Consider the following 24258-nt stretch of genomic DNA (forward strand, 5'->3'; position numbering starts at 1 on the left):
TGATTATTTAGCAGAACAGTAGCTATTAATTTCCTTGACTATTGAACTTTCTTCTGTACTACTTTGTTTCAAAGATACCAAAAAACCCTTTGCTGCTGGTATATTCTTTTTATCTATAGCTCCTGCTGCATTATTCAATTCCTTGCTAATGTTCTGATAGAGTGTAATAAAGCGTCCTTGAAAACCTTGCAACTTTTCATCTTTAATTTCGAGGGTTTTCATCTCTTGGGCAAGTGGATCTATCTTACCAGCAAGTTCAGTTAAAGCTTTAGAACCTTTTGCTGGATTGGGATTTTTACCAAATTCCTGACCTAGAGTAGATGCCTGATTAGCAACCTTTATGACTTTGTTACATTGAGCAACTTTACTTTCTCCACAACCTGCAAATAATAATGCGATCGCAGTTGTTGCTGCAAGCATAAAACTTTGTTTAAATACGCTTTGCATAGATTTTACTATCTCCGACTATGTTTTGCGAAACTTGGGCAAAGGAAATTTATTCTCAGCAAACTCTATTTCTGCTTCTAACTTTTATATCCCTGCTACTTTATACTTCATTCTTTCGCAAATGTGTATGTAATTTCACTTAAATAAATATCCAATTGTACAGTTTTGGCTCTTTCGTTAACTGAAGCAATGTTTTGCCAACAGTGTCTACAAAGCTTTTAGGCGTTAATTTTCTTGCTTTTTGCTGTTGCAGTGACTTGGCGATTAACAAACGAGCTACTACACCCTTCAGTAAAATCTTTACAGAATAAGACTTTTAAGCTTAACCCGGTTTTCTGTTCCAATTGTACTAACACCTTGGCTCTTACAACTATGAGTCCTTTTTTCTCATAAGGTAGGCTCGTTTTGCTGCAATGGGACTACCAGAAGATTGTGGTTTAGAATCTTCTTCGTAATCTAATGAGCCTATATAAAGGAAATTTCGGAATAAATCTTCTCTTATCGCACTCTGTGTAAACTGATGCTTTGGGATATACATTGCTACTGGATCAAGCCCATACATTGTTATTCCCTCGTCCATTGTAAAGACATTTAATACTAACCACTTTTTACAGATTTTTTCTAAAAATAATACGTATTTATCCCAATCTGCTTTTGGCAACTCATGAAAACACATCCAATCAATAACGAGGTCAAATTCAGATAATAGCCCTTGTATTGAGTCATCCAAAATATCACACTGTTTGAACTCAATATTACACCTTAGCTGAACATCATTTTTTTTGACAGGAAAACCAGTAAGATTTGGATAAGTTTCCCCAAGTTTTATGCTTTGTAGCAATTTATTTGCATCTTCAATGGCATTAGAAGCAATATCAATACCTAGTACATTGACATCGGGTCGATTCAAACGCTCTTCATTGAGGAGCATGGTTAGCGTACCATATCCACGTCCACAGCCTATATCAAGTATATTTTTAATTTCACTCCAGTTGCATCCATCCATTTCTTTGGATACGAATTTAGACTGATAATCTAATGGCAATTCTTCCCAATCAGTACATGGTTTTTTATACTCATTTTCAAAACTCTCCTGGAAGAGTTCAGGTTTGAAAAGAGTTATCAAAGAATCTGCTTCAAACTCCAAATATCGTAAGGTTTTTCGCAGAGGATCTAACTGCTTACCTGCCAAAAAGCGTAGAGAGATAGACTCAGTAAATGGGGTAAGTAATCCACTAATACCAAACATCCAATTCTGATCAGAGCCAATTTTGAACATGGCAAGTTCTGGCATTATGTCTAACTCACTATTGAATAAAAAATCTAACTTATCAAAGTCAGTATCTCTGAGAGTGTAATATAATGAATCCTCACTATTTGAATGTAATTCTTGAATAAATCTTTCGAGCAAAAACTTTCTCCCACCTGGGTTAATCGAATTGTCAAACTGTTCTTTAGTACCGATAGGATAGAACTCAAAATTATCAATATCAATTATTTGCTTTCCAGCATTGTAAGGAGCATAACTCAAACCTGAACCACCAGGGTAACTAAATCTTAGCTTGGCCGTTTGAGCAAACATATTCTCCATTTTGTAGTGACTAAAATCCTTATATTTTAGAGGATCTTTATATATATATAAATTTGCATTCATCCGCAAATCATTAATAGTTTCTACAGATGGAAGCTTCTTTTTATCTATACCTTTATAATCATTAGCTTTAACTAAAATACAACGTCGTATCCTTAACTTATCTTTTCTACTTAAATCTTTCATGCTTGGGAAATATTCATGAGAACCTTTCCAGGTGTGGCTGATATATTCAGGAGAGGTATGATCTGAAAATGCCATCTGCGGCCAGTTGTAAAACTGTTCTGGCAACATAGCTGTTACCAAAAATAAAGTTATGTTTTCATCTGGGTACATATCGAGCAGTTTCTTACAAAATGTTGTGACTGCTTCTGTGTAGGCTTTTGGCGAAGTAGTTATCTCAACTGTTTGGTTGTTAGGTTGTCCTTCTTTGGTACATATCTGAACAAAATTTGTCCAAGAATAAGCTATAGATGGGTGGATATATAAATCTAGTTTTTTGGCAGAGTCTATCCATGCTTGTTTGTGCTGCCTGAAAGCTTGATTGATTTGTGAAGTGAGTTTATTTTGATCTCCGCTTTCAAAGCTTGTAAACAGATCGTCAGGCACTAAAGAGTCTAAACTAATCAATTCACTAGCTGTTTTTTCTAAGGAATTTATAGCAGTATCAGCACGATGACTTAAGCTAGAAATCTGTTTAGCAGTATTTGTTAAGTTTTCTGTGCCTATGTTAAGTTGATTGCTTAAATCTTTAGCTGTTTCAAGAAGAGCATCTGTTGTCTCTTTAGTCTTTTCAAGAAAATTAATCTTTGATGCTGTGTAGGCAACCAATGTGGTCAGTAAAATACTGACTCCTTGATCCATGATTGCATTAATCTTTTCTGTTGCATTCTTACCTTTAGACATTGACACACTAACAGTAATTATCAATGTGATTAAAGCCCAAAAAGGACTCCAGTCCCGCCGTTTTTTTGCTCGCTTCATCTCTGTCAATCTCTTAAATTATTTTGAGTTTAGAGGAAAAAATCACTTTTAAGGACTAATTCAACTGTGTAAACAACTTCAATAACATAGTGGTCAAGCTTAGGAACAATCCGTACTTTGTCTATAGGTTTGTCTAGAAATTAATTTACATTACCAAACCCTTTCTCTGGCCATTTTGGAATTAATTTCAAGGTTGTAGTATTCATTGTAACTTTTTTTTGTTCCCATAGCATGGGGTGGTATTCAATATTGCGCCAAGAGTCAACCATATCGTTGTAGTGGGTATGGAAAGCATGGCCTGATTGTCCAGGTGTATGAATTGCAACTGAGTTATCCAAATTTCCCAAATCTACAATCATCCGCAGGGAAGGAATATCAGTCACCTCAAAGGATTTATTTGCTCTCCATCGGTTAGCATTAACTGTTTCGCCGTTACCAGCCGTGGTAAATGCACCACGATTAAATAAAGCTTCAATCGGTGCAACCCCAGATTTACCCAAGGTGGCATTACGAAAAGTAACAGTATGCAATTTGCCCCAATTCCAGTTTTTCGGATCTTTGCTTTGAATCCGTTCTAGTTCATTCACGGCTTTTGTAAAGGATTGCCGCAAAATTTGGTCGCGGTTCTCAACTTTTGGGGTGTTGCGATTATCCCACCAAGAACTATTGGGCTGTTTTACCAAATTTGCTACCACAGCATACCAGCGATCGCCCCCATTGGGAAAGTATCTCTCAGGTAACTGATCGTGAAATGTGTCTCTTAGCAAGTGTTTCCAGAATACTTCAAACAAGGCAGCAGCCGATGATGTCATTCCCAACTGCAAATTCCAATCTCGGAGAAGTTTTTGGGCTGCTTGCAAGCGGGGAGTATCAACTGTGATAGATTGCAGTAGCGGTAGTAATGTTTGTGCATTAAGATTGCGATCGTCACCCTGTATCTGCTGGACATCTTCTAGGGAAATCGGTTCGGTTTGTTGTGAAATCATCTCAACGATGCGCTGTGCCCGATAGCCATAAACCCAGTCTGCGGTAATTAAATAAGGATATTTACGCATCGCTAAATTATTGGCAGTAGCAATATAGCCTTGAGATGGATTGAAACTTCTGGGTAACTGCTCAAAGTCAATATAGCCCTGCCACTCATATTCATCCGTCCAACCAGGAACGGGATAACGCCCATTTCCCTTGGCTCGGATGGGGAATTTACCAGGCATTTGGTAGCCAATATTGCCATCAACGTCAGCGTAGACCAAATTTTGAGCCGGGACATCATAATTAGTCGCAGCAGTGCGGAATTCCTGCCAGTTTTGGGCGCGATTTATTTGGGGAATGGCATCCGCTAGTTTGGAAGGTTCTAGGGCTGTCCAGCGCAGTGCTACGGCATAGTTTTGCGGTATTTCTAACGGCTGACTTGGCTGGAACTTCTTCAGATTGGGCGAAACATCAGAGAGAATCGGCCCATGTCGGGTATAGCGCACCGTTTGCACAATCGGCTGACTCCCCGCAACTTGAATCGTCTCTTGCACGAGTTTCATATCAACCCATTTGCCATTTACCTCATACTGATTGGGGTTTTTGGGATTGATTTTCTCGATGTATAAATCCATCACATCAGATAGTACATTAGTTACACCCCAGGCAATGCGATCGCTATGACCGATAATTACCCCAATCATCCCCGCAAAGGAAAAACCAGTAACGTTGTATGGACATTCTGCCCTCTTAGATGTACAGTGCAAACCAACCTCATACCATATAGAGGGTATTTGCACACCTAAGTGGGGATCATTTGCCAAAATTGGCATACCTGTATCTGTAAGCTCACCGGATATCACCCAGTTATTGGAACCAATGCCGATTCCCGTAGGCCCGATGAGTTGTTCCAAAGCCATCATCGGCTTATTAATTGACTCTATTACCTCCTCAATACCAAAGGCGGTGAATGGTGTCTCGTCATAATTTTCATCCTCTCCTGTTTTCTCTTTTTGGAACTCAGGTAAAATCGCTGGCAAGTTTTGAGGATACGGTGGATAAAGTTCCTCTACTTGAGCGGGAGTCAGGGTTTTAAGTAGGATGGCACGTTCAACTTCGCTCTGGAAATTTGTACCCAAATCGTAAGCCATCACCTTACCCCAAGTCAGAGAATGCAGTATTTGCCAAGGTTCTGGCTTATACCCAGGATTGAGGAATTTTAGCACAGCATATTCTAGACTTAGAGCGCTGCCTTGATGCTCCCTCAGATAAGCATTGACACCATCTGCGTATGCTTCCAGGTATGCCTTCATCTCTGCATTCATTTCTTGAATTTCTTGCTGCGCCACCCTCGCCCAACCCATTGTCCGCAGATATCTGTCAGTCTCAACCTGAGAAGAACCAAACATTTCTGAGAGTCGCCCAGAACCGATGTGTCGCCAAAAATCCATTTGCCAAAAACGGTCTTGGGCGTGGATATAACCTTGCGCCATAAATAAATCGTGGGAGTTGGCAGCATAAATGTGGGGAATTCCCCATTTATCACGGTGGACGGTTACTTCAGCTTTGAGTTCAGGTAGTTGAATTGTGCCACTCTCTTGCGGAAAGGATTGGCGTACAGTGTAAGTGGCGAATCCCACTAACAATAGCCCCAGCACTAACAGCACAATTAAAGTTCTTTTGAGAATCTGAGGAAACCAACGTTTCCTGAAGTTTTTTATTTGGGCTGGTTGTGGCATTGTTTAGTAAAATCACACGATATTACAACGTTGATATTACAGTAGAGCGAGCAATATTGATTTGATGCCCAGAAAATTCTGGGGAAGCTCTCTTTAAACAAGTTGGCTAGTTGAAAAAGAGGCAAGGGAGCAGGGAGCAAGGGGGATAGAGCCTGTTGCCCTAGCTTCCCGCTCTTTACGAGAGCCACTTAGTAGAAGTGGAGGACTCAGACCCATATTCCGAAGAAGATTCATGACAAGGACGGAGTGATTTCCCCCTTCCCCCTTCCCCCTGCCCCCTGCCTCTTCCTCGACAAGTCTATTGGTCAAAAAGCTTACTTCAAAGTTCCCAAAACGGGCGCTACCTCAACCTCGGAAATTTGCGGAACCAAGAAACCCTTAGCATAAATCTGAGGATTTGTTTGTGAGACTATGGTATAAGACTGGCGAAGATTAGCATTTACTGCCACAGTTTTCACGTCGTACATCTGCATCGCCATCTTGGGATAGAAACCAATACCAATAATCATCAGCAGAAAACAGGCAGCGATAAACACTTCACGAGGTCTAGCATCGTCATAGACTGCATCTTCTGGCACGAAGCAATCTGTACCAAAACAAACTGTTCCCTCATCTTCTTGATTTTCCAAGCCTGCATTATTAATGTCGCAGATCAGCGCTGCACCCTGACCATAAAATACCTCTCGCAGCATGGAAAGTAAATAAATAGGTGTGAGGATAACTCCAACTGCGGCGAGAAAAACCGTGACAGTGCAGAAAGTTGAACTGTAAACGTCACTGCTTGTCATCCCAACAAATACCGATAGTTCGCCAGCAAAGCCGCTCATACCGGGAAGTGCTAGAGATGCCATTGCTGCGATGGTGAACAGGGCAAAGACTTTGGGCATGGCTTGACCAATACCGCCCATATCTTTCATGATCATTGTGTGGGTGCGATCGTAAGTAACTCCAGCCAAGAAGAACAGCACTGAGGCAATCAAACCATGCGAAATCATTTGCAACATCGCGCCGTTGATTCCCAAATCAGTGAATGAGGCAATACCAAGCAGTACAAACCCCATGTGGGAAATCGACGAATAAGCTAAACGCCGCTTCATATTCGTCTGAGCAAAGGAGTTTAATGCACCATAGATAATGTTGACAACACCCAGAATGGCTAGAACCGGCGCAAAGTAAATGTGTGCATCGGGGAGTAGCTCAAGATTCAGGCGAATTAGTCCATATCCACCCATTTTTAGCAACACACCAGCCAAAATCATCGATACAGGAGAGGATGCTTCGCCGTGGGCATCAGGCAACCAGGTATGCATCGGGAAAACAGCAAGCTTAACACCAAATGCAATCAATAACCCTGCATAAAGTAGCAGTTGTAGACCAAGGGGATATTCCTTATTTGCGAGGGCAGTTATGTCAAATGTCATATCACCGCCGCCGTATAACCCCATTGCCAAGGCTGCTACTAAAATAAATATAGAAGCGGCTGCGGTATACAACAAAAATTTCGTAGCCGCATAACGCCGTCTTTGCCCACCCCAAATGCAGACTAGTAGGTAGACGGGAATCAGTTCTACTTCCCACATAATGAAAAATAGCAGCAAGTCTTTGGCAACGAACACCCCTACCTGTGCAGAATACAGCACCAGCATTAAAAAATAGAAGAGGCGGGGGCGGTGATCGACTTGCCAAGCCGAAAACATCGAGAGTGTGGTGACAAATCCGGCTAGAAGCACAAGTGGCACTGAAAGTCCATCAACTGATACTGCCCAGTTCAAGCCTAACTGAGGCACCCAGGCATAATTCTCTACAAGTTGAAAACTAGCACTGCTGGCATCGTAATGCTTCCAAAAGGCGTAGCACATCAAGGCAAAGTCTGCAATACCTATACCCAGTGCATACCATCGAACACGCTTACCATCTTTATCAGGCAGCACAGGGATAAACAGGGAAGCAACGAGTGGCAGCAAGACAATCGCGGTAAGCCAGGGAAATTGATCCGCTATCATGTATATGAGGAAAAATACTTATTTGTTCGTCAATTATGTCATTTTACTAAAGTGTGTAACAATTTCTTCATAAATCTTTGTACCAGGTAATTGCTTTGACCGGAAAATAATTTTTAATCAGCATATTTACGGTACTAACCCAGCCCGCAAAGCCCGAACAGCAGCCTGTGTTCGGTCAGCGACGCAAAGCTTATTGAGAATACCTCGAACATGAGTTTTTACTGTTCCGACTGTTAAATAGAGCCTTTTAGCAATTTCTGCATTGTCACACCCAGCGACAATCAACTCTAAGACATCCATCTCTCGGTGAGTTAAAGGATAGCTGACTATACTTTTCTCAACATCTGGGTCAATACCTTCAATCAAGACTCTTTTTCCCGATGCGCCTCTGCTCCCATCGGGGAAATCTTGACGTATTTGTTGTAGTACAAGGTCTGCGATCGCAGGATCGATCCATGAGCTACCTGCATAAGTCGTTTGCACAGCCTCAACTAGTTTCTCAGTTTCGATATCCTTCATGCAATAAGAATCTGCACCTGCGGCAAAAGCTGCTAAAACTGCCTGCTCGCTATTCTGCATGGTTAAAATTAGCAGTTTTGTGGTGTAGTCTTCATTCTCCGCTTGATATTGCCTAAATGTACGTGTTAGCTCAATACCATCCATGTCAGGCAAACCGATGTCAATAGTGGCAACATCAGGCTTGAGAGTTTTCAGAAGCTTAATGCCGTCGGCTGCATTGGCTGCTTCACCAACAATGTTAAACTCTGGCTGGGTTTGTAAGGCAGACCTTAAGCCGATTCTCGTCAGGTTGTGATCTTCAATTACAAGGATCTTGATTTCACTCATACTTGCTTTTTTACTGTTATCTATCTAAAGTACAGACTAAAGTACAGATTAAAATAATCTCGTTCTTCTATTCGGTATCTTATACAAAAAGCAATGTAATCGGTATTGTTTCCTGAACTTCATCTACCATTAGACATAAATAACCTTATCTTGTAGGTTTTTCTCAGGCAAGAGTTCCGATATGACAATATAATTCAATCAAAAAACATTTTTATACATTCACCTGATGGTAGATGTTTTATGCTAAACAATTTTTCATTGAAAATCCGCTAGCAAGCAGGAGTCGGTTATCTATTAAATAATCACCCTTGCAGTGGCTATAATGACGTACATACAATGGATTAAGCGACCTTAACCTAAGACCCAGACACAGATATTGCTTGGATAAGTAAACGGATAATATACTTGGTAGAGAATAATGTTACCAAAATAATTAATACTAATTTTTACCAAATAGCAGTATTTTCACGTATAAAACAAGATACTTAATTCAGGAAACTTTAAAGGAAAATGTGAATCCTTAATAATCTCAGCGCTGGTAAAGTAAGCTATTACTAGATTTGCTAGGGATAGCCAAGCACTTCTTTTTTTTATTCAGCCATGTCTTTAACTAAAAGTGTCAAAAAAGATAAAATTCTCGTTGTCGATGATGTTTTTGACAATTTACTGGTCTTAGAAGCAGTCCTAGAAGATGAGGACTATGAAATTAGTTTGGTGGAAGATAGCAAAATTGCTCTGGCTATGGCTGAGGAGTCACCACCAGACATAATTCTCTTAGATGTGATGATGCCGGAGATAGATGGCTATGAATTTACTCGACGCATCCGACAGAACCCGGCGTTGCCATTTATCCCTATTCTGCTGCTAACGGCTCACTATGAGTCTAGCGTTGTGGAAGGACTCGATGCTGGTGCAGATGACTTTATTCGTAAACCATTCGATCCTGATGAACTACATGCACGAGTGCGATCGCTCTTGCGCCTCAAACATAGCATCGACGAACGAGATCAGATGGCTAACCTGCGGGCAGATTTTGTCTCGCGTTTTACTCACGATTTACGTATACCGCTAGTAGCCTCCAACCGTGTCTTAAAATTATTGCTGGAAGGCAGGTTTTGCGAAGTTTCGCCACAATTGCAAGAAATCATTGATACCATGATTGGCAGTAATCAAGACCTGCTGGAAATGGTAAATACCTTGCTAGAAGTTTATCGTCATGAGGCGGGATGTAAAACCTTAAAAATTTCTCCCTGCAATATTCAAGAACTAGTTGGTGAAGTTACCCAAGAATTAACTCCCTTAGCTGAAGAAAAAGGATTAGCTGTAAATATTGATAAAGGTGAAACTGCAAGCACCATCATGGGCGATCGCTTAGAACTGCGGCGAGTTTTAACAAATATTATCGGCAATGCTATCAAATTTACAGACAAAGGTTCTGTAGATATTCACTGCCATCTCACTCCAGCCGATGTGACTATTGATATCCAAGATACAGGGCCGGGAATTTCTAAACAAGACCAGGCAATATTATTTGAGCGATTTCGCCAAGGCAAACACCAGCGTTCTGGTAGTGGTTTAGGACTATATCTATCTCGCTGTATTATCGAAGCACATCAAGGCACAATTGGTGTGACATCTGAGCCTGGGGATGGTAGTACATTTACTATCCGTCTACCTGTAGCAGCCGAAAATTAAAAGTGAGGATGTTTTGCAACCAAAAATAGTGTTCACAGACAAAATCCGTGAACACTAAAACATGGGAGGCAATACGGTTCTGTTAAGGTTTTTTTGATGAAAATTTTATTTAGATCGCAAAGGCGCTATAAATCATCACAAAAACGCGATGAATTGCCGTCTCTACAATAATCGGTCTTTCGTCTTGACGGCGATTCATCGCGTCTCTTGCCTTAACCGAATAGTATTCTTCCTAAATAAAGTTCAGCCTATTCTAAAGTCTTTTTTACTTCATCTTTGATATTTTCGGCAGTGTGACGAACTTGGGCTTCAGCTTGTTTAGCTTTACCTTCAGCTTTATCTTTAGGATCGCCAGTTACTTCACCAACCGCTTCTTGTACTTTTCCTTCGACGTTCTTTGCAAAAGCCTTTGCTCTATCTTCGATACTCATATACTTTGTTCCTAAGTTATGTCAGCTAGTGATTAGTTGTTGCTTGCCAGGAAAGCGTTGCAATGTCTATAGATTACTTTTCGACAAATTTTAATTCTTCTATCTAACGATGTTTTTATTAAAAATATTTGTGTCCATTGTACATAGTTATTTAAAGGTTAAATTCATCTTTAAGAATTCAAATAATATCCAAAAGATAGAAAGGATTTATTCTATTGTTCTATCTTGAGAGAAAATCATTTGCTACCTTAGCTAGATAAGGTAGCAAATACCTAGTACAGCGCGGCGTAAATAAACCACCCATTCCAAATCTATGAAACCCTTACGGTACAGCAATTACGAATTACGAATTACGAATTACGCCCTGCGGTACTAGCCTAAATTAGCGGTTAAGAAATACTCAGAATGTGATGAATCGCAACTTGAGTTCCCAACACTGTTGCACGGTGAGTAGTGTATTATACTTTAAAGAGTGATTACTTAAGCCGCAGTTAGAAACATTTGGCACAACAAAATAGTTGAGATGTAAGAAAATCTTCTAATATTCTTAGTTTCAGAAAAAGTGGGTTGTCACAAATCTTAGGCAGAAAGAAACATAATTTTTCAAGTTTTAACTGAAGAGTAGTTTAGCTAGTACCGCTTCGCGTAATTCGTAATTCGTAATTCGTAATTCGTAATTACCGTTGCGTAAGGGTTTTAGACATTTCAAATGGTCTGTTTATTTCCGCCGAACTGTACTAGTGCAAGAAAGCAGAGAAAAGTCTGTAGATTTTTCTGCGGCTTTCCGCAGGGTACGGAACTTCAAAGAGACAGCAGGAAGAAAGCTTGTAAATTAAGCTTTTGTTACCTTTTTAAACTGGATAGTTGTTTCCGCCATGCCGCATTAGTAAAACTTGTGACTAATTTCTCACCAAAGACAGCAGGAACAAGTATTTACGTTTATTTCTATTTATCAAGGTATTTATGCAATCAAATTTTACTACTCAACCAACTCCTAACTCCCAATATGTAGATTCTAGGATGCAAACTGATGTATCTGTTAACATTTTAATCGGATTTTCTATTTTGATTCCAATGGTTGTACTTGTAGGATTTAATATCTATAAGAAACAGCGGGCTGCTGTTCTCAGGAAACAAATTGCTTCATTAGAAAAACTGTGGCTTTTGAATATTAAGAAAAAAAGAGCTTGAAGAAAAATAAGATAGACAATGAAGTACTTATTTATAGTTTGGGTGCTTATACTCTCTTTAGTCGCTCCTAATGCTGCGATGTCTGACGACAAGCCGCTTCGCGTCTACGCTCAAGCACGACAGCCCTATACTTTAATATCTGGACTTGGGACAATTCACCATCCAGTTTCTACTGCTAATGCTTAAGCGCAAGAGTTTTTCGATCAGGGATTAAACCCGAAGAACCCCATACCGTCAAAGCTACGTTTTGTCTCCCTTTTTCCCAAAAGGAGAGGCTAGCGCCAAGGGAGAAGACTCAGGGCTGCCAAATCATCAGGGGTCGAATCCCCGAATGATAATTTGCTCCTGCCTCCTGCCCCCTGCCTCCTGCCCCCTGCCTCCTGCCTCCTGCCCCCTGCCCCCTGCCTCCTGCCTCCTGCCTCCTGCCCCCTGCCCCCTGCCTCCTTCAAATTTGTTGCCTGACTTTGGCTTTCGTATTAAAATTTTGAAGTAATACTTCATGGTTAATGCAGTCAAACATTCAATTCGGATATTCTAAAGATGTGCCCCTGTATGTCTGATTTCCTTTATCACCCTACAGAATTTATCTTCTTCCATTTCCAACCCTTTTTTGGGTTGGGCTGTACTTAGGGTAGCTGGGGCAGGCGATCGCATTTACGCGATCGGATCGCTGGTTAACTATCTACTGGATGCAGAGAGATGGCTCCTATGTCATCCTAGATTTAGGAGAGTTAATTCAGTGACGTCTTTGATTTTAGTATTGAAAGGCTTTTCCTTTTAGTATTTACAGACTTCTCAGAGAAATTAAAATCTCTACACAGTGATGATTTTGGAGCGAATCGATGTCTATTTACGTAGGTAACCTCTCTTATGACGTTACACAAGAAGATTTAAGTGGTATTTTTGCAGAATATGGTACTGTAAAGCGAGTTCAAGTACCTACTGACCGTGAAACAGGTCGTCCGCGAGGCTTTGCTTTTGTGGAAATGGGAACTGAAGCGGAAGAAACAGCTGCCATTGAAGCTCTCGACGGTGCAGAGTGGATGGGTCGTGACCTGAAAGTAAATAAGGCTAAACCCAAGGAAGATAGAGGTGATAGAGGTTCCTTTGGTGGAAACCGAGGAGGATACGGCGGTGGCGGCGGACGCGGCGGACGCTACTAACTTTGGAAACAAAAAAAATTTACCAATAGTCTTAAGGTCAGACAAATAACAGTCTGTCTTTTTTTTGTAATGTTCCCGCCTGATTAAGTCAACTTAGTAGGAGAAGTAATGACCCAAGTAATTGTCGGTGACAATGAACACATTGAATCAGCCTTACGACGATTTAAGCGAGAAGTTTCCAAGGCTGGAATTTTTCCAGACATGAGAAAGCATCGTCATTTTGAAACACCCTTAGAAAAACGCAAGCGCAAAGAAGTCGCCAAGCACAGACAGAGTAAGAGAAGTTTTCGTAATTAAGGGCTGACATACAAAGCAGAATTCAGGAGCGGAGCCGGAGACGCTCCGCCTCCGGTCAGAATTCAGGAGTCAAACAATTTTGGATTTTAGATACTTCGACTTACCTCGGCTTCGCCCTTCGGCTACGCTCAGGACAGGCTCGGCACAAGTCGCTCAGTACAAGTTTGCGATTTTGGATTGACCCCGCGCCACTTGCGGTACGGGGCATTATGATTTTCAATTTGGGATGAGAGGATTTGTTTCACTTAACTTCGGGTGGGGCATGAACCGAAATAATCTAAAATCTAAAATCTAAAATCTAAAATCTAAAATCTAAAATTCTTAGTCAAACAGGTTTTATACCTTGCTTTGAGATTTAGCTTTTGTACTTCACCTTCGTTGAAATCTGCTGTAAATATAAACGAATGCCCTCATAGATTCTATGAGGGTTTTCCTTTTGCCTATTTAAAAATCAGGAAACCTCAAGAAACGCTAAAATCAACTCAGCCTTTGTATTGTAGCGGTTGTGTCCCACATCACTCAGAGTGCGGTTCACTGCATAAATCCTGATTGTCAACGTCCTTATCCCCAACCTTGGGGCAACAAATTTTGCAACAGCTGTGGCGCTCCGCTAGAGTTGTTAGACCGCTATGTTCCACTTCAGCCATTAGGATCGGGAGGATTTGCTCAAATTTACACGGTTTGGGATGAAAAAACTCAAACAGAGAAAGTGCTGAAAGTGTTGGTAGAAGATTCACCAAAGGCACTGGAATTATTTACCCAAGAGGCGGCAGTTTTATCTAGTTTGCAGCATCCAGGTGTCCCCGCAGTCGATACCGAAGGGTATTTTCAGGTACAACTGTTTAACCCCAAGCAGCACCAACTACCTTGTCTGGTAATGGAAAAAATCAATGGACGGACTTTAGAGGAGATATTAAAAAAGTTTCCTCAAGGGTGTCCAGAGAAGTTGGTTGTAAACTGGTTTGCCCAAGCTGTAGAGATTTTACAAGAATTACACAAACGTCAGATTATTCACCGGGATATTAAACCTTCTAATTTAATGCTGGGTACATCTTCGCCCACTGTCAGCCTACCTCAAGGGCAAATAGAAGGCGATCGCCTGGTACTAATTGATTTTGGTGGGGCAAAGCAATTTAGCCCCTCTAAGCTGCGTTCTCAGTCTAGTTCCACCCGATTATTTTCTTCTGGTTATAGTCCACCAGAACAAGTAAGTGGAAGTATTGTCGGGCCAAGTGCCGATTTTTATGCCCTTGGTCGAACGGTAATTGAACTGCTAACAGGTAAATACCCGCTAGAGTTGGAAGATCAACAAACTGGGAAATTGCGCTGGCGTACTGTGGTGAATGTCAACCCGCAACTAGCAGATTTACTGGATGAAATGGTGCAAGAGGATGTGCGATCGCGTCCAGCAAATGCAGCTATGATTCAAAAACGCTTGGCAAAGATTTCTCAACCATTACCGCCACCAGGATTATTTGCCCAAGTACGCGACAAGGTTAAGCAAGCCTCAACGCAAGTTTCCCAGAGATTTACACTGCTAATCCAAGCTATTGAACAAGTTTTAGCTAACTTTAGCCAAGCTGTAACTAAAACCGTTATTTTTATCACTCAGACAATCATCAAAATTTTCCAAGCTTGTTTGGCGACGATTTGGGCGATGATTTTGGCTTATGTTGGCGCTTGTTTTGGTGCGATCGCTGGTTTTATTTTGGCATATCACACCAGCTTGGGGCGTTGGATTGTGGAATTTATTTCGAGTCAGCTAAACCAATTAGTCCCAAATACTCAAACCGTCTTTGGGGCGGATATTTTGGTATTCATCGCCGCAGGCTGGGGAACCGCTTGGGGACTGACAGTATCCGGGTGTTTTGGTCAACGGCGGCGCTTTTTAGTAGCATCGCTGATGGGCATGATTAGCTATGGTTTTGGCTGGTTCATTTTGCAATTAATCACACCAAAAGATAGTGGCGAGGGCTTAGTGGCAGTGATTTTAGTAGCAGCTTGCCTACTCACCTTGAGCTTAGGTCTTCGCAGCCATCACATAGTGTACGCCGTGTTAGCTGCCTTTGGTAGTGCGATCGCCTACGCATTTTTGATTCTTTTCAGGTTAGCACCACCCATCTTCCAATTTACTAGTCAACCAGCCTGGTCAGAGTTACAGTTACCTCTGATTTTTTTTGGTTCTCTAGGCTTCTTTATCAGCTTCTGGTTAGGAGTGAGTTATTACCTAATTGTCCCTGGATTGCGCTTTTTAGGATGGCGTTAAAATAATTCGTAATACCTCGACTTCGCTCGGCACAAGTTCGTAATTCGTAATTCGTAATTAAAGACAGTTATGTAAAGGGATTTAGACTGCGACTGAAACAAAGACCGCCTAGAGACTAATACGCTTGGGATAAGGCTTTTTTCTCCTTTTCCTCAAAAATAGCCTGCCTCAAAAGATAAATTCCCTTAACTGACCTTATTAACCTATAGATGAAGGGGGATTAGACCCCAAAATTACGAATTACGAACTTGTGCCGAGCGAAGTCGAGGTATTACGAATTAATCAAGTGCCCAAAAACAAGATCCCCCTAGTCGTATTTTTCATCGAGCTAGGGGGATCACATATATGGTAGTCTATAAGAGGTTCGGTATAGTTCCTTACGAATCGATTGTATAGCCTATATTTCAGTTTGAGTAGTCTTACCATTAGAATTTATAGTATTTTTACAGCTTCTTAATGAATGCTTCATCCCTGTTCTTCCCTAGAGAAGCGGTATATGTAAGTATGACAGTAGGCAATGTGCGTAAGCTGTCATTTTTGTGGATATCTGTAAAAAATATGAAATTTAAGATTGTTGCTACCGTCGCTCTATTAGCTTGTTTTGGGTTTGCAGAGCAAGCTCTGGCGTTAAATCAACTAGATTTAGATCAGTTGAAGGCAGCAAATGCCTGTCCCCGGTGTAATTTGAGTGGTGCTGACCTAACTAAACTGAATCTGACTGGAGCAAATTTGCGAGGGGCTGACTTGAGCGGCGCTACATTGTCTCAAGCTAATCTCACAAATGCCGATCTCACCGGTGCAAATTTAGAAGGTGCGATTCTAAATTCGGCGAATCTCATCGGTGCTTCCTTAACCGGAGCAAATTTGAAATCAGCATCTCTAGAAAACGCCGACTTATCTTATGCCGGTTTCATTAGCGCCAATTTGGAAGCAGCAAACTTAAAAGATGCTAAATTGCAGTTTACCAATTTTCGGGGGGCTAACTTCCGACTAACAACTATGGCCAATGGTGTCGTCACCTCTGATAAGCCTTATGGCTGGTCGTTAGAGCGTCAAAAGACCAAAGAATGTAACGAGTTCAAACCCGAAAATACTCCAGGCACAACCTGTTATTCAAAGTGAACTGGGTATTGGGCACTTGTACTGAGCGACTTGTGCCGAGCCTGTCCTGAGCGTAGCCGAAGGGCGAAGCCGAGGTAAGTCGAAGTATTGGGCATTGGGCACAAGAGGCAGAGGTGCAGAGGAGCAGAGGGGCAGAGGGGAAAAACTAACTGCAACTTCTCCCTGCTCCCTGCTCCCTGCTCCCCTGCCTCCTTCACCTTGTATAGCAAAAGCATTTTGTTTGTTAACAGTTCTTTATCATGGGAAAAAAGCTTGTAGATTAATTGAATCGATGCTTACCCATATTAAAGATTTAGCAGCAAAACTAGCGCCTCGCTTGATTGAAATTCGCCGCCACATCCACTCTCACCCAGAACTCAGTGGTCAGGAGTACCAAACAGCAGCCTTCGTAGCTGGTGTTTTGTCTTCCAGTGGTCTACACGTACAAGAGGGAGTTGGCAAAACGGGCGTAGTTGGAGAACTCCAAGGCACTGGTCAAAATGACCGTTTATTGGCAATTCGCACCGATATGGATGCCTTGCCAATTCAAGAAGGGACAAATTTAGAATACGCCTCTCGTGCAGAGGGTGTTATGCACGCTTGTGGTCACGATGTCCATACCACGGTGGGGTTAGGAACAGCAATGGTGCTGTCCCAAATGGCAGAGGAGTTGGGTGGAAAAGTGCGGTTTTTATTTCAACCAGCTGAGGAAATTGCTCAAGGCGCAAGCTGGATGGTGAAAGATGGGGCGATGGAAAATGTCTCGGCTGTATTAGGGATTCATGTTTTTCCTTCTATACCCGCAGGATCTATTGGCGTGCGTTACGGGGCATTGACAGCCGCCGCAGATGATTTAGAAATTATAATTATGGGAGAATCTGGACATGGGGCGCGTCCTCATGAGGCCATTGATGCAATTTGGATTGCTTGCCAAGTCATTACTGCATTGCAACAAGCCATCAGCCGGACACAAAATCCTTTGCGTCCTGTAGTATTGAGTATCGGGAAAATTAATGGTGGCAGAGCGCCAAATATAATTGCGGATAAAGTACAGTTGTTGGGAACAGTGCGATCGCTCCATCCCGAAACTCGGGCCCATCTCCCTAACTGGATTGAAAATATTGTATCTAATGTTTGCCAGACCTACGGAGCAAACTATCAAGTCAATTATCGTCAGGGTGTACCCAGTGTCCAGAATGATTATACCCTAACGCAATTGTTACAATCAGCCGCAGAAGAAGCTTGGAGTAGCGATCGCGTTCAAGTTTTACCTGAACCTTCTCTTGGTGCTGAAGATTTTTCTATGTATTTGGAACACGCCCCTGGTTCTATGTTTCGCTTGGGTGTAGGCTACAAAGAAAGAATCATTAACCACCCATTACACCATCCCCAATTTGAAGTTGATGAATCTGCCATTATCACCGGGGTTGTAACTATGGCTTATGCCGCTTATAAATACTGTCAGCAAAATGTTTAAACAAAAACTCCCAGCGCTTATGTGCTGGGAGTTTTTGTTTAACTAAACTTTTTTAGCGGATATAGAAAGCCCGAAAACATTCTATAGATTCGCTTCTTTAACAACACCTAGCTTTTGCTGAATTCGGGTCTTAGCAGCTTTGAATTCAGTAGCCAGTTGCTCACTTTGTTCAGTGCTTAGGTTGTTGCGAATGGCAGCAAACATTGTGCTTTCTTCTTGACGAATATGATCGCCAAGAGCATCCATCAGCTGTTTGACTTTCTCTTTAAATTGGGGTGAAGATGGGCTAAGAGTCTTAATTTCCTCTAACGCCTGCTTTGCATGAGCTTGCTCATCAAACAGTTCTTGGGTGTTATCTTGACCGTAGAAAGGACGTACTCTTGGATAGACTACTTCCTCTTCAGCTTCCGCGTGAGCAGTTAGATCCTTATAAATTTGACCGAAGTACTCTTGGATCTTCTGGGGATTGTTGCTTTGCAGCAATTCTGTGAACAGGGTATTTACCTTGTTGTGATCGAGGCGGATGGCATCTTGAATATTCAGATCCTTTTTGTCGCTGCTTTGGGTAACAGCACTACCTACTACACCACTGACTGCGGCCATAGCGTCTTGAACACGTGCCCAAATTCCTTGATCTGCATCTTGTCCAGTGAGTTCGCGCACGCCCAGAATTTCTAAAATACCTTTGAGTTGTTCTTGGTGAGCGCGGTTCTCAAAGTTAATGGTATTTAAAGGTGCGATCGCTAGCAACACATCAGCACCAACTTTTTGAGCAGCTTTGTGAACTATCAAGCCACTCATTACTAGTTGATGTTTCAGCAATTCATGCTGAGATACTTTTTCATACAGGCTCAACTCAGAACCTTTGAACAATTCGCGGGCTTTTTCAATGAATTGTGTAACAGTTTTTTTGGGTTCAGCCTGAATGCCATACTGACCAATTACAGTTTCTAGAATACCAAGGTTTTTTTCATCATCTTTAATGAAATTTCGGATGCGATCGGCAATTTCGGCATCAAGTCCTTCTTTCAAAAGCGATTGCTCATTTTCGATGACCAACTGTTGGAGTGCTTTAAGACTTGCCAATTTTACAGCAATAGCATTACGCTTCGTATCATCTAAAGTAGCTACCATCGGTGTTATCCTCGGCAAAGTGTTCGTAGTTATTACTGATATAACCTTGACACACAGGTTAGGGGAATTCCCTCTTTCTTTTGAGCGATCGCTCTCACAACTCTGGGTAGAGAAACAAAACTTTTCGTTACATTTTCTGTTTTTATACTTTTAGATAGATAATTTTAAATATGTATTCTATCTCTAGACTGATAAAAGGCTGGTTAACTATTTTAGCTATTTTTAGTGATCGCTTACAATTACTATTCTAGTTTAAATATATTAATATAGTACATTCTTACTATTAAAAATCAATCTACTACAGCACAGCGTAAATCTAACTACCATCTCAATATTTCCGAACCCCTCTTACGGTGATGTGTACTCAGGCGATCGCAACGCAGCCTTGACAAACCTCACCGCAATTGTGACGATTACGCTAGAATTATTAAAGGTTCTTTACAGAGTTTTGCTAATCATACCTAATTCTGTTAAAAAAGCCTAGCATTCAAATGTAAATCTAAAAACCCCCTCTAGAGTTCACCAAAAGCTTCTATGACGCTCCCAATTCGCAACGTCGCCATTATCGCCCACGTTGACCACGGCAAAACCACGCTGGTTGACGCACTCCTCAAACAATCCGGCATTTTCCGCGAAGGCGAAGACGTTCCGGATTGCGTTATGGACTCCAACGCCCTAGAACGGGAACGGGGTATCACTATCCTGTCTAAAAATACAGCCGTTCGCTACAAAGAAACACTAATCAATATTGTTGACACTCCTGGACACGCTGACTTTGGTGGCGAAGTTGAACGCGTACTCGGCATGGTTGATGGATGTCTTCTGATTGTCGATGCCAATGAAGGCCCCATGCCCCAAACCCGCTTTGTTCTGAAAAAAGCTTTAGAAAAAGGGCTGCGCCCTATCGTTATTATCAACAAAATTGATCGTGGACAAACTGACCCCCACGTTGCTGTAGATAAAGTTTTGGATCTGTTCTTGGAATTAGGAGCAGATGAAGACCAGTGTGATTTTACCTATCTGTTTGCCTCCGGTATGGCAGGTTTTGCTAAGGAAAGCTTGGAAGCAGAATCGGTAGATATGCAACCCCTGTTTAATGCGATTCTGCAACACGTTCCACCACCAGTCGGTGACAGCAATAAGCCTCTGCAATTGCAAGTTACAACCCTAGATTATTCTGAATATCTGGGACGGATTGTGATTGGCAGAATTCACAACGGTACTATCCGCTCAGGACAACAAGCAGCTTTAGTAACAGAAGATGGCACTATTGTCAAGGGTAAAATTACTAAGTTGATGGGCTTTGATGGACTGAAGCGGGTAGACATGGAAGAAGCAACCGCAGGTTATATTGTCGCGGTGGCTGGTTTCGCTGATGCTTATATTGGGGAAACGATTACTGACCCCAATGAACCGCAAGCTTTACCACTAATTAAAGTGGATGAACCAACCTTGCAAATGGCCTTCTGGGTGAATGATTCGCCCTTTGCTGGTCAAGAAGGCAAATTGGTGACATCAAGACAAATACGCGATCGCCTTTTCCGCGAATTAGAAACCAACGTGGCTTTGCGGGTCGAAGAAACCGATTCTCCCGATAAATTCCTAGTTTCCGGTCGTGGTGAGTTACACCTGGGTATCTTAATTGAAACCATGCGTCGGGAAGGCTTCGAGTTTCAGGTATCTCAGCCACAGGTAATTTACCGCGAAATCAATGGTCAACCTTGCGAACCTTTTGAACTCTTGGTATTAGACATTCCTGCTGATGGTGTGGGTAGCTGCATTGAACGCCTGGGACAACGCAAAGGCGAAATGCAAGATATGCAACCAGGTAGTGGCGATCGCACCCAGTTAGAGTTTGTCATACCCGCCCGTGGATTGATTGGTTTCCGGGGTGAATTCATGCGGATGACTCGTGGCGAAGGCATCATGAACCACAGCTTCTTAGACTACCGTCAACTCAGTGGCGACATTGAAGCCCGTAACAAAGGCGTTTTAATCTCCTTTGAAGAAGGCGTTTCTACCTTCTACGCCATGAGAAATGCCGAAGATAGAGGAGCATTCTTTATTACTCCCGGCACAAAGGTTTACAGAGGCATGATTGTCGGCGAACACAATCGTTCCCAAGATTTAGAATTGAATATCTGTAAAACCAAACAGTTAACCAACCACCGCGCTGCTGGTGGCGATGAACTAGTGCAACTGCAAGCACCAATAGATATGAGCCTAGAGCGGGCTTTGGAATACATTGGCCCCGATGAATTGGTGGAAGTTACACCCCAATCAATTCGTCTGCGGAAGATGTCGAAGAAGTTGGCAAAACGGTAAGTAAAGTAATAACTCGACTTTAATTGATTTAAAAAGCCCGTATGAGCGGGCTTTTTATTTTTCACTTAAATAAAACTTTAAGGCAGAAAATTAACTAAAAGTATGAACCGATCGCCCATTAATTTCATCACGGCACAAGCCAAGCGCGATCGCTAACCAGTAGGCATTCTTACAGAAAGCGATCGCCCTAGCCGTGTATTTAGTCAAATCTTTGAGTAACAATGAAGAGGACTGAAAAAGGATTATTCCCATGACTATTCGTGAAACTGCGATCGCAAAGTTGCAGCAACTTTCTGAACCACTCTTGCAAGAAGTGACCGATTTCATTGATTTTGTGATCCAGAAACATCAAGTTAAAAATGCTGACAGTCAGCCTGATGAAACGCTTGTGGAAAAATGGTCACAATGGTTTGAGGCTGTGGATTCCTTAGAGGTATCTCCACCTGAACCAGTCAGCAACTATCAGCAACTCCTACTCAACAAATATCGGCAACAAGGGCTAGAGCTATGATCCTGTGTGATGCAGGAGTCTTATTATGTTTAGTTGATCCCACTTAGCCTCAGCACAATGCTTATAAAATTGCAGTGATGCGTTTGACAAAGCCTCTCGTCACAACGTGGTCATGCCTCACAGAAGCTATGTATCTTGCCCTGCATCGTGGCGGCTGGCAAATGCAAAAACAGTTGGGGCAACTTCTTTTAGATAAACTGTTGACCGTCTATGAGGTTCAGGAAAGTGATTACAGCCGTTTGTTGGCGTTGATGGAACAATACCGCAATCGCCCAATGGATTTAGCAGATGCTACATTGGTTTTGACGGCTGAAAAGACAGGGTATCGTCAAATTCTCACCCTCGATTCTGATTTCTTGTTTTATCGAATTTGTCATCAAGACACCTTTGAAATTATTTCAGTCTGAAGCAATGAGTAACCAAATCACGATTCAGATGAGGTTTCGCAACGCCAGGATGTCTGTTTGAATGACCTGCGCGTAGGGGGAGCATCGTTGTAGACATCGCTAGTCAGCAGGGATTCTTACAGAAAGTGATCGCCAAACCATAGCATAGATTTAGAGTGCGTAGGCATAGCCCGTCGTAGACATCGCTCCTTTGCATATTTTCACACAAAGCGATCGCAGGTTAAAAATTTTCAATATATTTTCTTAGAAACACTAATTGATTTGCCATATCCTCGGCTTCTACACTTTCTACTAACTTCAACAAGCCTCGCAACTGTTCTCCAATTGCATAGCTCTGCTTGGCAGCAAGTACAATACCTGAATGCTTTTGTTGCTGTTCGAGATAAGCTTTATGCAATCGACAAAAATCACCAACATTGAAACTATAAATAATACGTTTCTGTTCCGTTGCCCAGATTAATTGGCTATCATCAGATGATCCTAATCTATCTGCTTCAGCCGTTGTCATTACATCAATCCCTGCATTGCGTAAGCCATTAGATAAAGATTTCTTGCCAGCATCTTCATCTAAATAGAAGCGAATTTGACTCATGCAAAATTACCTGACATCCACTTCGTTTCCAGCGCATTACATTCTGCTTGATATAAAGCAATTTCTTTATCCATTGCCTCCTGATTAGCATAGTAATAGGCAAGCGCCGCATAAACTTGCGCTAAGGATAAGTGTGGATATTCTGTGACAATATCTTGAGGAGATAAGCCTGCTTGAGAATCCATCACAATGTTTTGAACCGTCATGCGCGTACCAGCAATGCAAGGGCGACCTCCAGCAACTTGAGGTGTCCTCACAATTAGGGTTCCAATATCAACTATTGCTACCATGTTTTTTCCACTCTAACTGAATCAATGAATCTTCCACGTCTATTCTAGAGTTTAATAATACATAGCAGTTCTGGCTCTAACAAAATTATAGATGCAACCAAACCAACCGGCTTAAGCGACCTGGCTGAACCCTGCCAGGAGACATGCTTACAGAAAGCGATCGCCAAACCATAGCAAAAATTTACGGTGCGTAGGGGGAGCATCATCGTAGACATCATCTCTTGGTACTTCTTTCATTTCAGAAAAACTCAGATAAGACTAATATATTTAAGGTAAATAATTATCATCTAATAATTGTGAAAGAGTGTAAGGACATTTTTATAGAAAATCGGACTAGGTTTAGGTTGGTTTTTCAAGCAAGTGATATAATGATAGTTAATTATTATTAATCAACTAGAATATGCTAAAATACCTAACAATTACAGAAGCACAAGAGCAACTTCTAGATTTACCAGACGATTTAAAAGAAGATCCAATAATTATTACCAAACATGGTAAACCAGTAATAGCTGCAATTAGTTTTGAGAAATACGAATCTTTACTAGAAACTCTGGCAATTTTATCTGATAAAGAATTTACCCAAGAATTACAAGAAAGTATAGCTCAAGGAGAGAGGGGAGAAACTATTAGTTGGAATAATGCCAAACTCAAACTCGGACTCTGACATACCACAGTCTGATAATATTGAATTTGAAATTCAGTTAACACCTCCAGGGTTAGCGCGTCTCAAACCCTATTGACAGAGGGATTATGGCAGAGGGTCTGAGTTTGGGAGAGCCGCAGCCAAAACAGAAAC

At 41.7% G+C, this 24258-nt stretch carries 22 protein-coding genes; 12 read left to right on the forward strand and 10 right to left on the reverse strand.

The window, feature by feature from the left end; all coding sequences use genetic code 11:
- Positions 1-3 precede the first annotated feature (3 nt).
- The 5 genes from HWQ36_RS24315 to HWQ36_RS24335 all read right to left on the reverse strand — a co-directional run bounded on the left by HWQ36_RS24315 (position 4) and on the right by HWQ36_RS24335 (position 8582).
- Positions 4-420: a hypothetical protein gene (locus tag HWQ36_RS24315; RefSeq protein WP_366829600.1), complete on the reverse strand. Its 417-nt coding sequence runs from the start codon at positions 418-420 to the stop codon at positions 4-6.
- A 397-nt stretch (positions 421-817) separates the two neighbouring features.
- Complete coding sequence (locus HWQ36_RS24320) at positions 818-3022, reverse strand: class I SAM-dependent methyltransferase (RefSeq protein ID WP_292707375.1); 2205 nt, start codon at positions 3020-3022, stop codon at positions 818-820.
- A 140-nt stretch (positions 3023-3162) separates the two neighbouring features.
- A complete protein-coding gene (locus HWQ36_RS24325) occupies positions 3163-5733 on the reverse strand; it encodes a penicillin acylase family protein (protein ID WP_292707377.1) in 2571 nt (856 codons plus the stop codon).
- A 314-nt stretch (positions 5734-6047) separates the two neighbouring features.
- Complete coding sequence (locus HWQ36_RS24330; protein ID WP_292707380.1) at positions 6048-7736, reverse strand: NAD(P)H-quinone oxidoreductase subunit 4; 1689 nt, start codon at positions 7734-7736, stop codon at positions 6048-6050.
- A 126-nt stretch (positions 7737-7862) separates the two neighbouring features.
- Positions 7863-8582: a response regulator transcription factor gene (locus tag HWQ36_RS24335; RefSeq protein ID WP_114084785.1), complete on the reverse strand. Its 720-nt coding sequence runs from the start codon at positions 8580-8582 to the stop codon at positions 7863-7865.
- Positions 8583-9182: 600 nt separating this feature from the next.
- Here HWQ36_RS24335 and HWQ36_RS24340 point away from each other — a divergent pair.
- On the forward strand, positions 9183-10277 hold the full coding sequence (locus HWQ36_RS24340) for a hybrid sensor histidine kinase/response regulator (protein ID WP_292707385.1): 1095 nt from the start codon (positions 9183-9185) through the stop codon (positions 10275-10277).
- A gap of 248 nt (positions 10278-10525) precedes the next feature.
- Here HWQ36_RS24340 and HWQ36_RS24345 read toward each other — a convergent pair whose 3' ends face one another.
- Positions 10526-10708: a CsbD family protein gene (locus HWQ36_RS24345; protein ID WP_292707388.1), complete on the reverse strand. Its 183-nt coding sequence runs from the start codon at positions 10706-10708 to the stop codon at positions 10526-10528.
- A gap of 963 nt (positions 10709-11671) precedes the next feature.
- Between HWQ36_RS24345 and HWQ36_RS24350 the strand changes: the two genes are divergently transcribed.
- The 7 genes from HWQ36_RS24350 to HWQ36_RS24380 all read left to right on the forward strand — a co-directional run bounded on the left by HWQ36_RS24350 (position 11672) and on the right by HWQ36_RS24380 (position 18203).
- Positions 11672-11899, forward strand: coding sequence for a hypothetical protein (locus HWQ36_RS24350; protein ID WP_292707390.1), 228 nt, complete (start codon positions 11672-11674; stop codon positions 11897-11899).
- Between the two features lie 18 nt (positions 11900-11917).
- Positions 11918-12085, forward strand: coding sequence for a hypothetical protein (locus HWQ36_RS24355; protein ID WP_292707394.1), 168 nt, complete (start codon positions 11918-11920; stop codon positions 12083-12085).
- Positions 12086-12741: 656 nt separating this feature from the next.
- On the forward strand, positions 12742-13062 hold the full coding sequence (locus HWQ36_RS24360; protein ID WP_012407715.1) for an RNA-binding protein: 321 nt from the start codon (positions 12742-12744) through the stop codon (positions 13060-13062).
- A gap of 108 nt (positions 13063-13170) precedes the next feature.
- Positions 13171-13359 (forward strand): 30S ribosomal protein S21, encoded by a 189-nt coding sequence (gene rpsU, locus HWQ36_RS24365; protein ID WP_012407716.1) that lies wholly within the window; start codon positions 13171-13173, stop codon positions 13357-13359.
- Positions 13360-13864: 505 nt separating this feature from the next.
- Positions 13865-15625 carry a protein kinase gene (locus HWQ36_RS24370; protein WP_292707398.1) on the forward strand — a complete coding sequence of 587 codons (1761 nt, stop codon included), beginning with the start codon at positions 13865-13867 and terminating at the stop codon, positions 15623-15625.
- Positions 15626-16183: 558 nt separating this feature from the next.
- Positions 16184-16747, forward strand: a complete 564-nt coding sequence (locus tag HWQ36_RS24375) for a pentapeptide repeat-containing protein (RefSeq protein ID WP_292707429.1) — start codon at positions 16184-16186, stop codon at positions 16745-16747.
- A 271-nt stretch (positions 16748-17018) separates the two neighbouring features.
- The gene (locus tag HWQ36_RS24380) at positions 17019-18203 is read left to right on the forward strand and encodes a M20 family metallopeptidase (RefSeq protein WP_292707400.1); all 1185 of its coding nucleotides are present in this window, start codon (positions 17019-17021) and stop codon (positions 18201-18203) included.
- Between the two features lie 81 nt (positions 18204-18284).
- On the opposite strand, the gene HWQ36_RS24385 is transcribed toward HWQ36_RS24380, so the two are convergent.
- Positions 18285-19337 (reverse strand): hemerythrin domain-containing protein, encoded by a 1053-nt coding sequence (locus HWQ36_RS24385; protein ID WP_292707402.1) that lies wholly within the window; start codon positions 19335-19337, stop codon positions 18285-18287.
- 534 nt (positions 19338-19871) lie between these two features.
- Here HWQ36_RS24385 and typA point away from each other — a divergent pair.
- The gene (gene typA, locus HWQ36_RS24390) at positions 19872-21662 is read left to right on the forward strand and encodes a translational GTPase TypA (protein WP_292707404.1); all 1791 of its coding nucleotides are present in this window, start codon (positions 19872-19874) and stop codon (positions 21660-21662) included.
- 90 nt (positions 21663-21752) lie between these two features.
- On the opposite strand, the gene HWQ36_RS24395 is transcribed toward typA, so the two are convergent.
- A complete protein-coding gene (locus tag HWQ36_RS24395; RefSeq protein WP_292707406.1) occupies positions 21753-21914 on the reverse strand; it encodes a hypothetical protein in 162 nt (53 codons plus the stop codon).
- Here HWQ36_RS24395 and HWQ36_RS24400 point away from each other — a divergent pair.
- Together HWQ36_RS24400 and HWQ36_RS24405 are read left to right on the forward strand one after the other, a co-directional pair.
- The gene (locus tag HWQ36_RS24400) at positions 21913-22173 is read left to right on the forward strand and encodes a DUF2281 domain-containing protein (protein ID WP_292707408.1); all 261 of its coding nucleotides are present in this window, start codon (positions 21913-21915) and stop codon (positions 22171-22173) included. The genes HWQ36_RS24395 and HWQ36_RS24400 overlap by 2 nt on opposite strands.
- 77 nt (positions 22174-22250) lie before the next feature.
- Positions 22251-22580 carry a PIN domain-containing protein gene (locus tag HWQ36_RS24405; RefSeq protein WP_292707410.1) on the forward strand — a complete coding sequence of 110 codons (330 nt, stop codon included), beginning with the start codon at positions 22251-22253 and terminating at the stop codon, positions 22578-22580.
- A gap of 220 nt (positions 22581-22800) precedes the next feature.
- Here HWQ36_RS24405 and HWQ36_RS24410 read toward each other — a convergent pair whose 3' ends face one another.
- Positions 22801-23172, reverse strand: coding sequence for a DUF5615 family PIN-like protein (locus tag HWQ36_RS24410; RefSeq protein ID WP_292707412.1), 372 nt, complete (start codon positions 23170-23172; stop codon positions 22801-22803).
- On the reverse strand, positions 23169-23462 hold the full coding sequence (locus HWQ36_RS24415; RefSeq protein WP_292707414.1) for a DUF433 domain-containing protein: 294 nt from the start codon (positions 23460-23462) through the stop codon (positions 23169-23171). Before HWQ36_RS24415 ends, HWQ36_RS24410 begins: the two co-directional genes overlap by 4 nt.
- Before the next feature lie 400 nt (positions 23463-23862).
- Between HWQ36_RS24415 and HWQ36_RS24420 the strand changes: the two genes are divergently transcribed.
- On the forward strand, positions 23863-24126 hold the full coding sequence (locus tag HWQ36_RS24420) for a type II toxin-antitoxin system Phd/YefM family antitoxin (protein WP_292707416.1): 264 nt from the start codon (positions 23863-23865) through the stop codon (positions 24124-24126).
- Positions 24127-24258: the final 132 nt, after the last annotated feature.

It is taken from the genome of Nostoc sp. NMS2 (assembly GCF_017115105.1).
Classification (GTDB): Bacteria; Cyanobacteriota; Cyanobacteriia; order Cyanobacteriales; family Nostocaceae; genus Nostoc.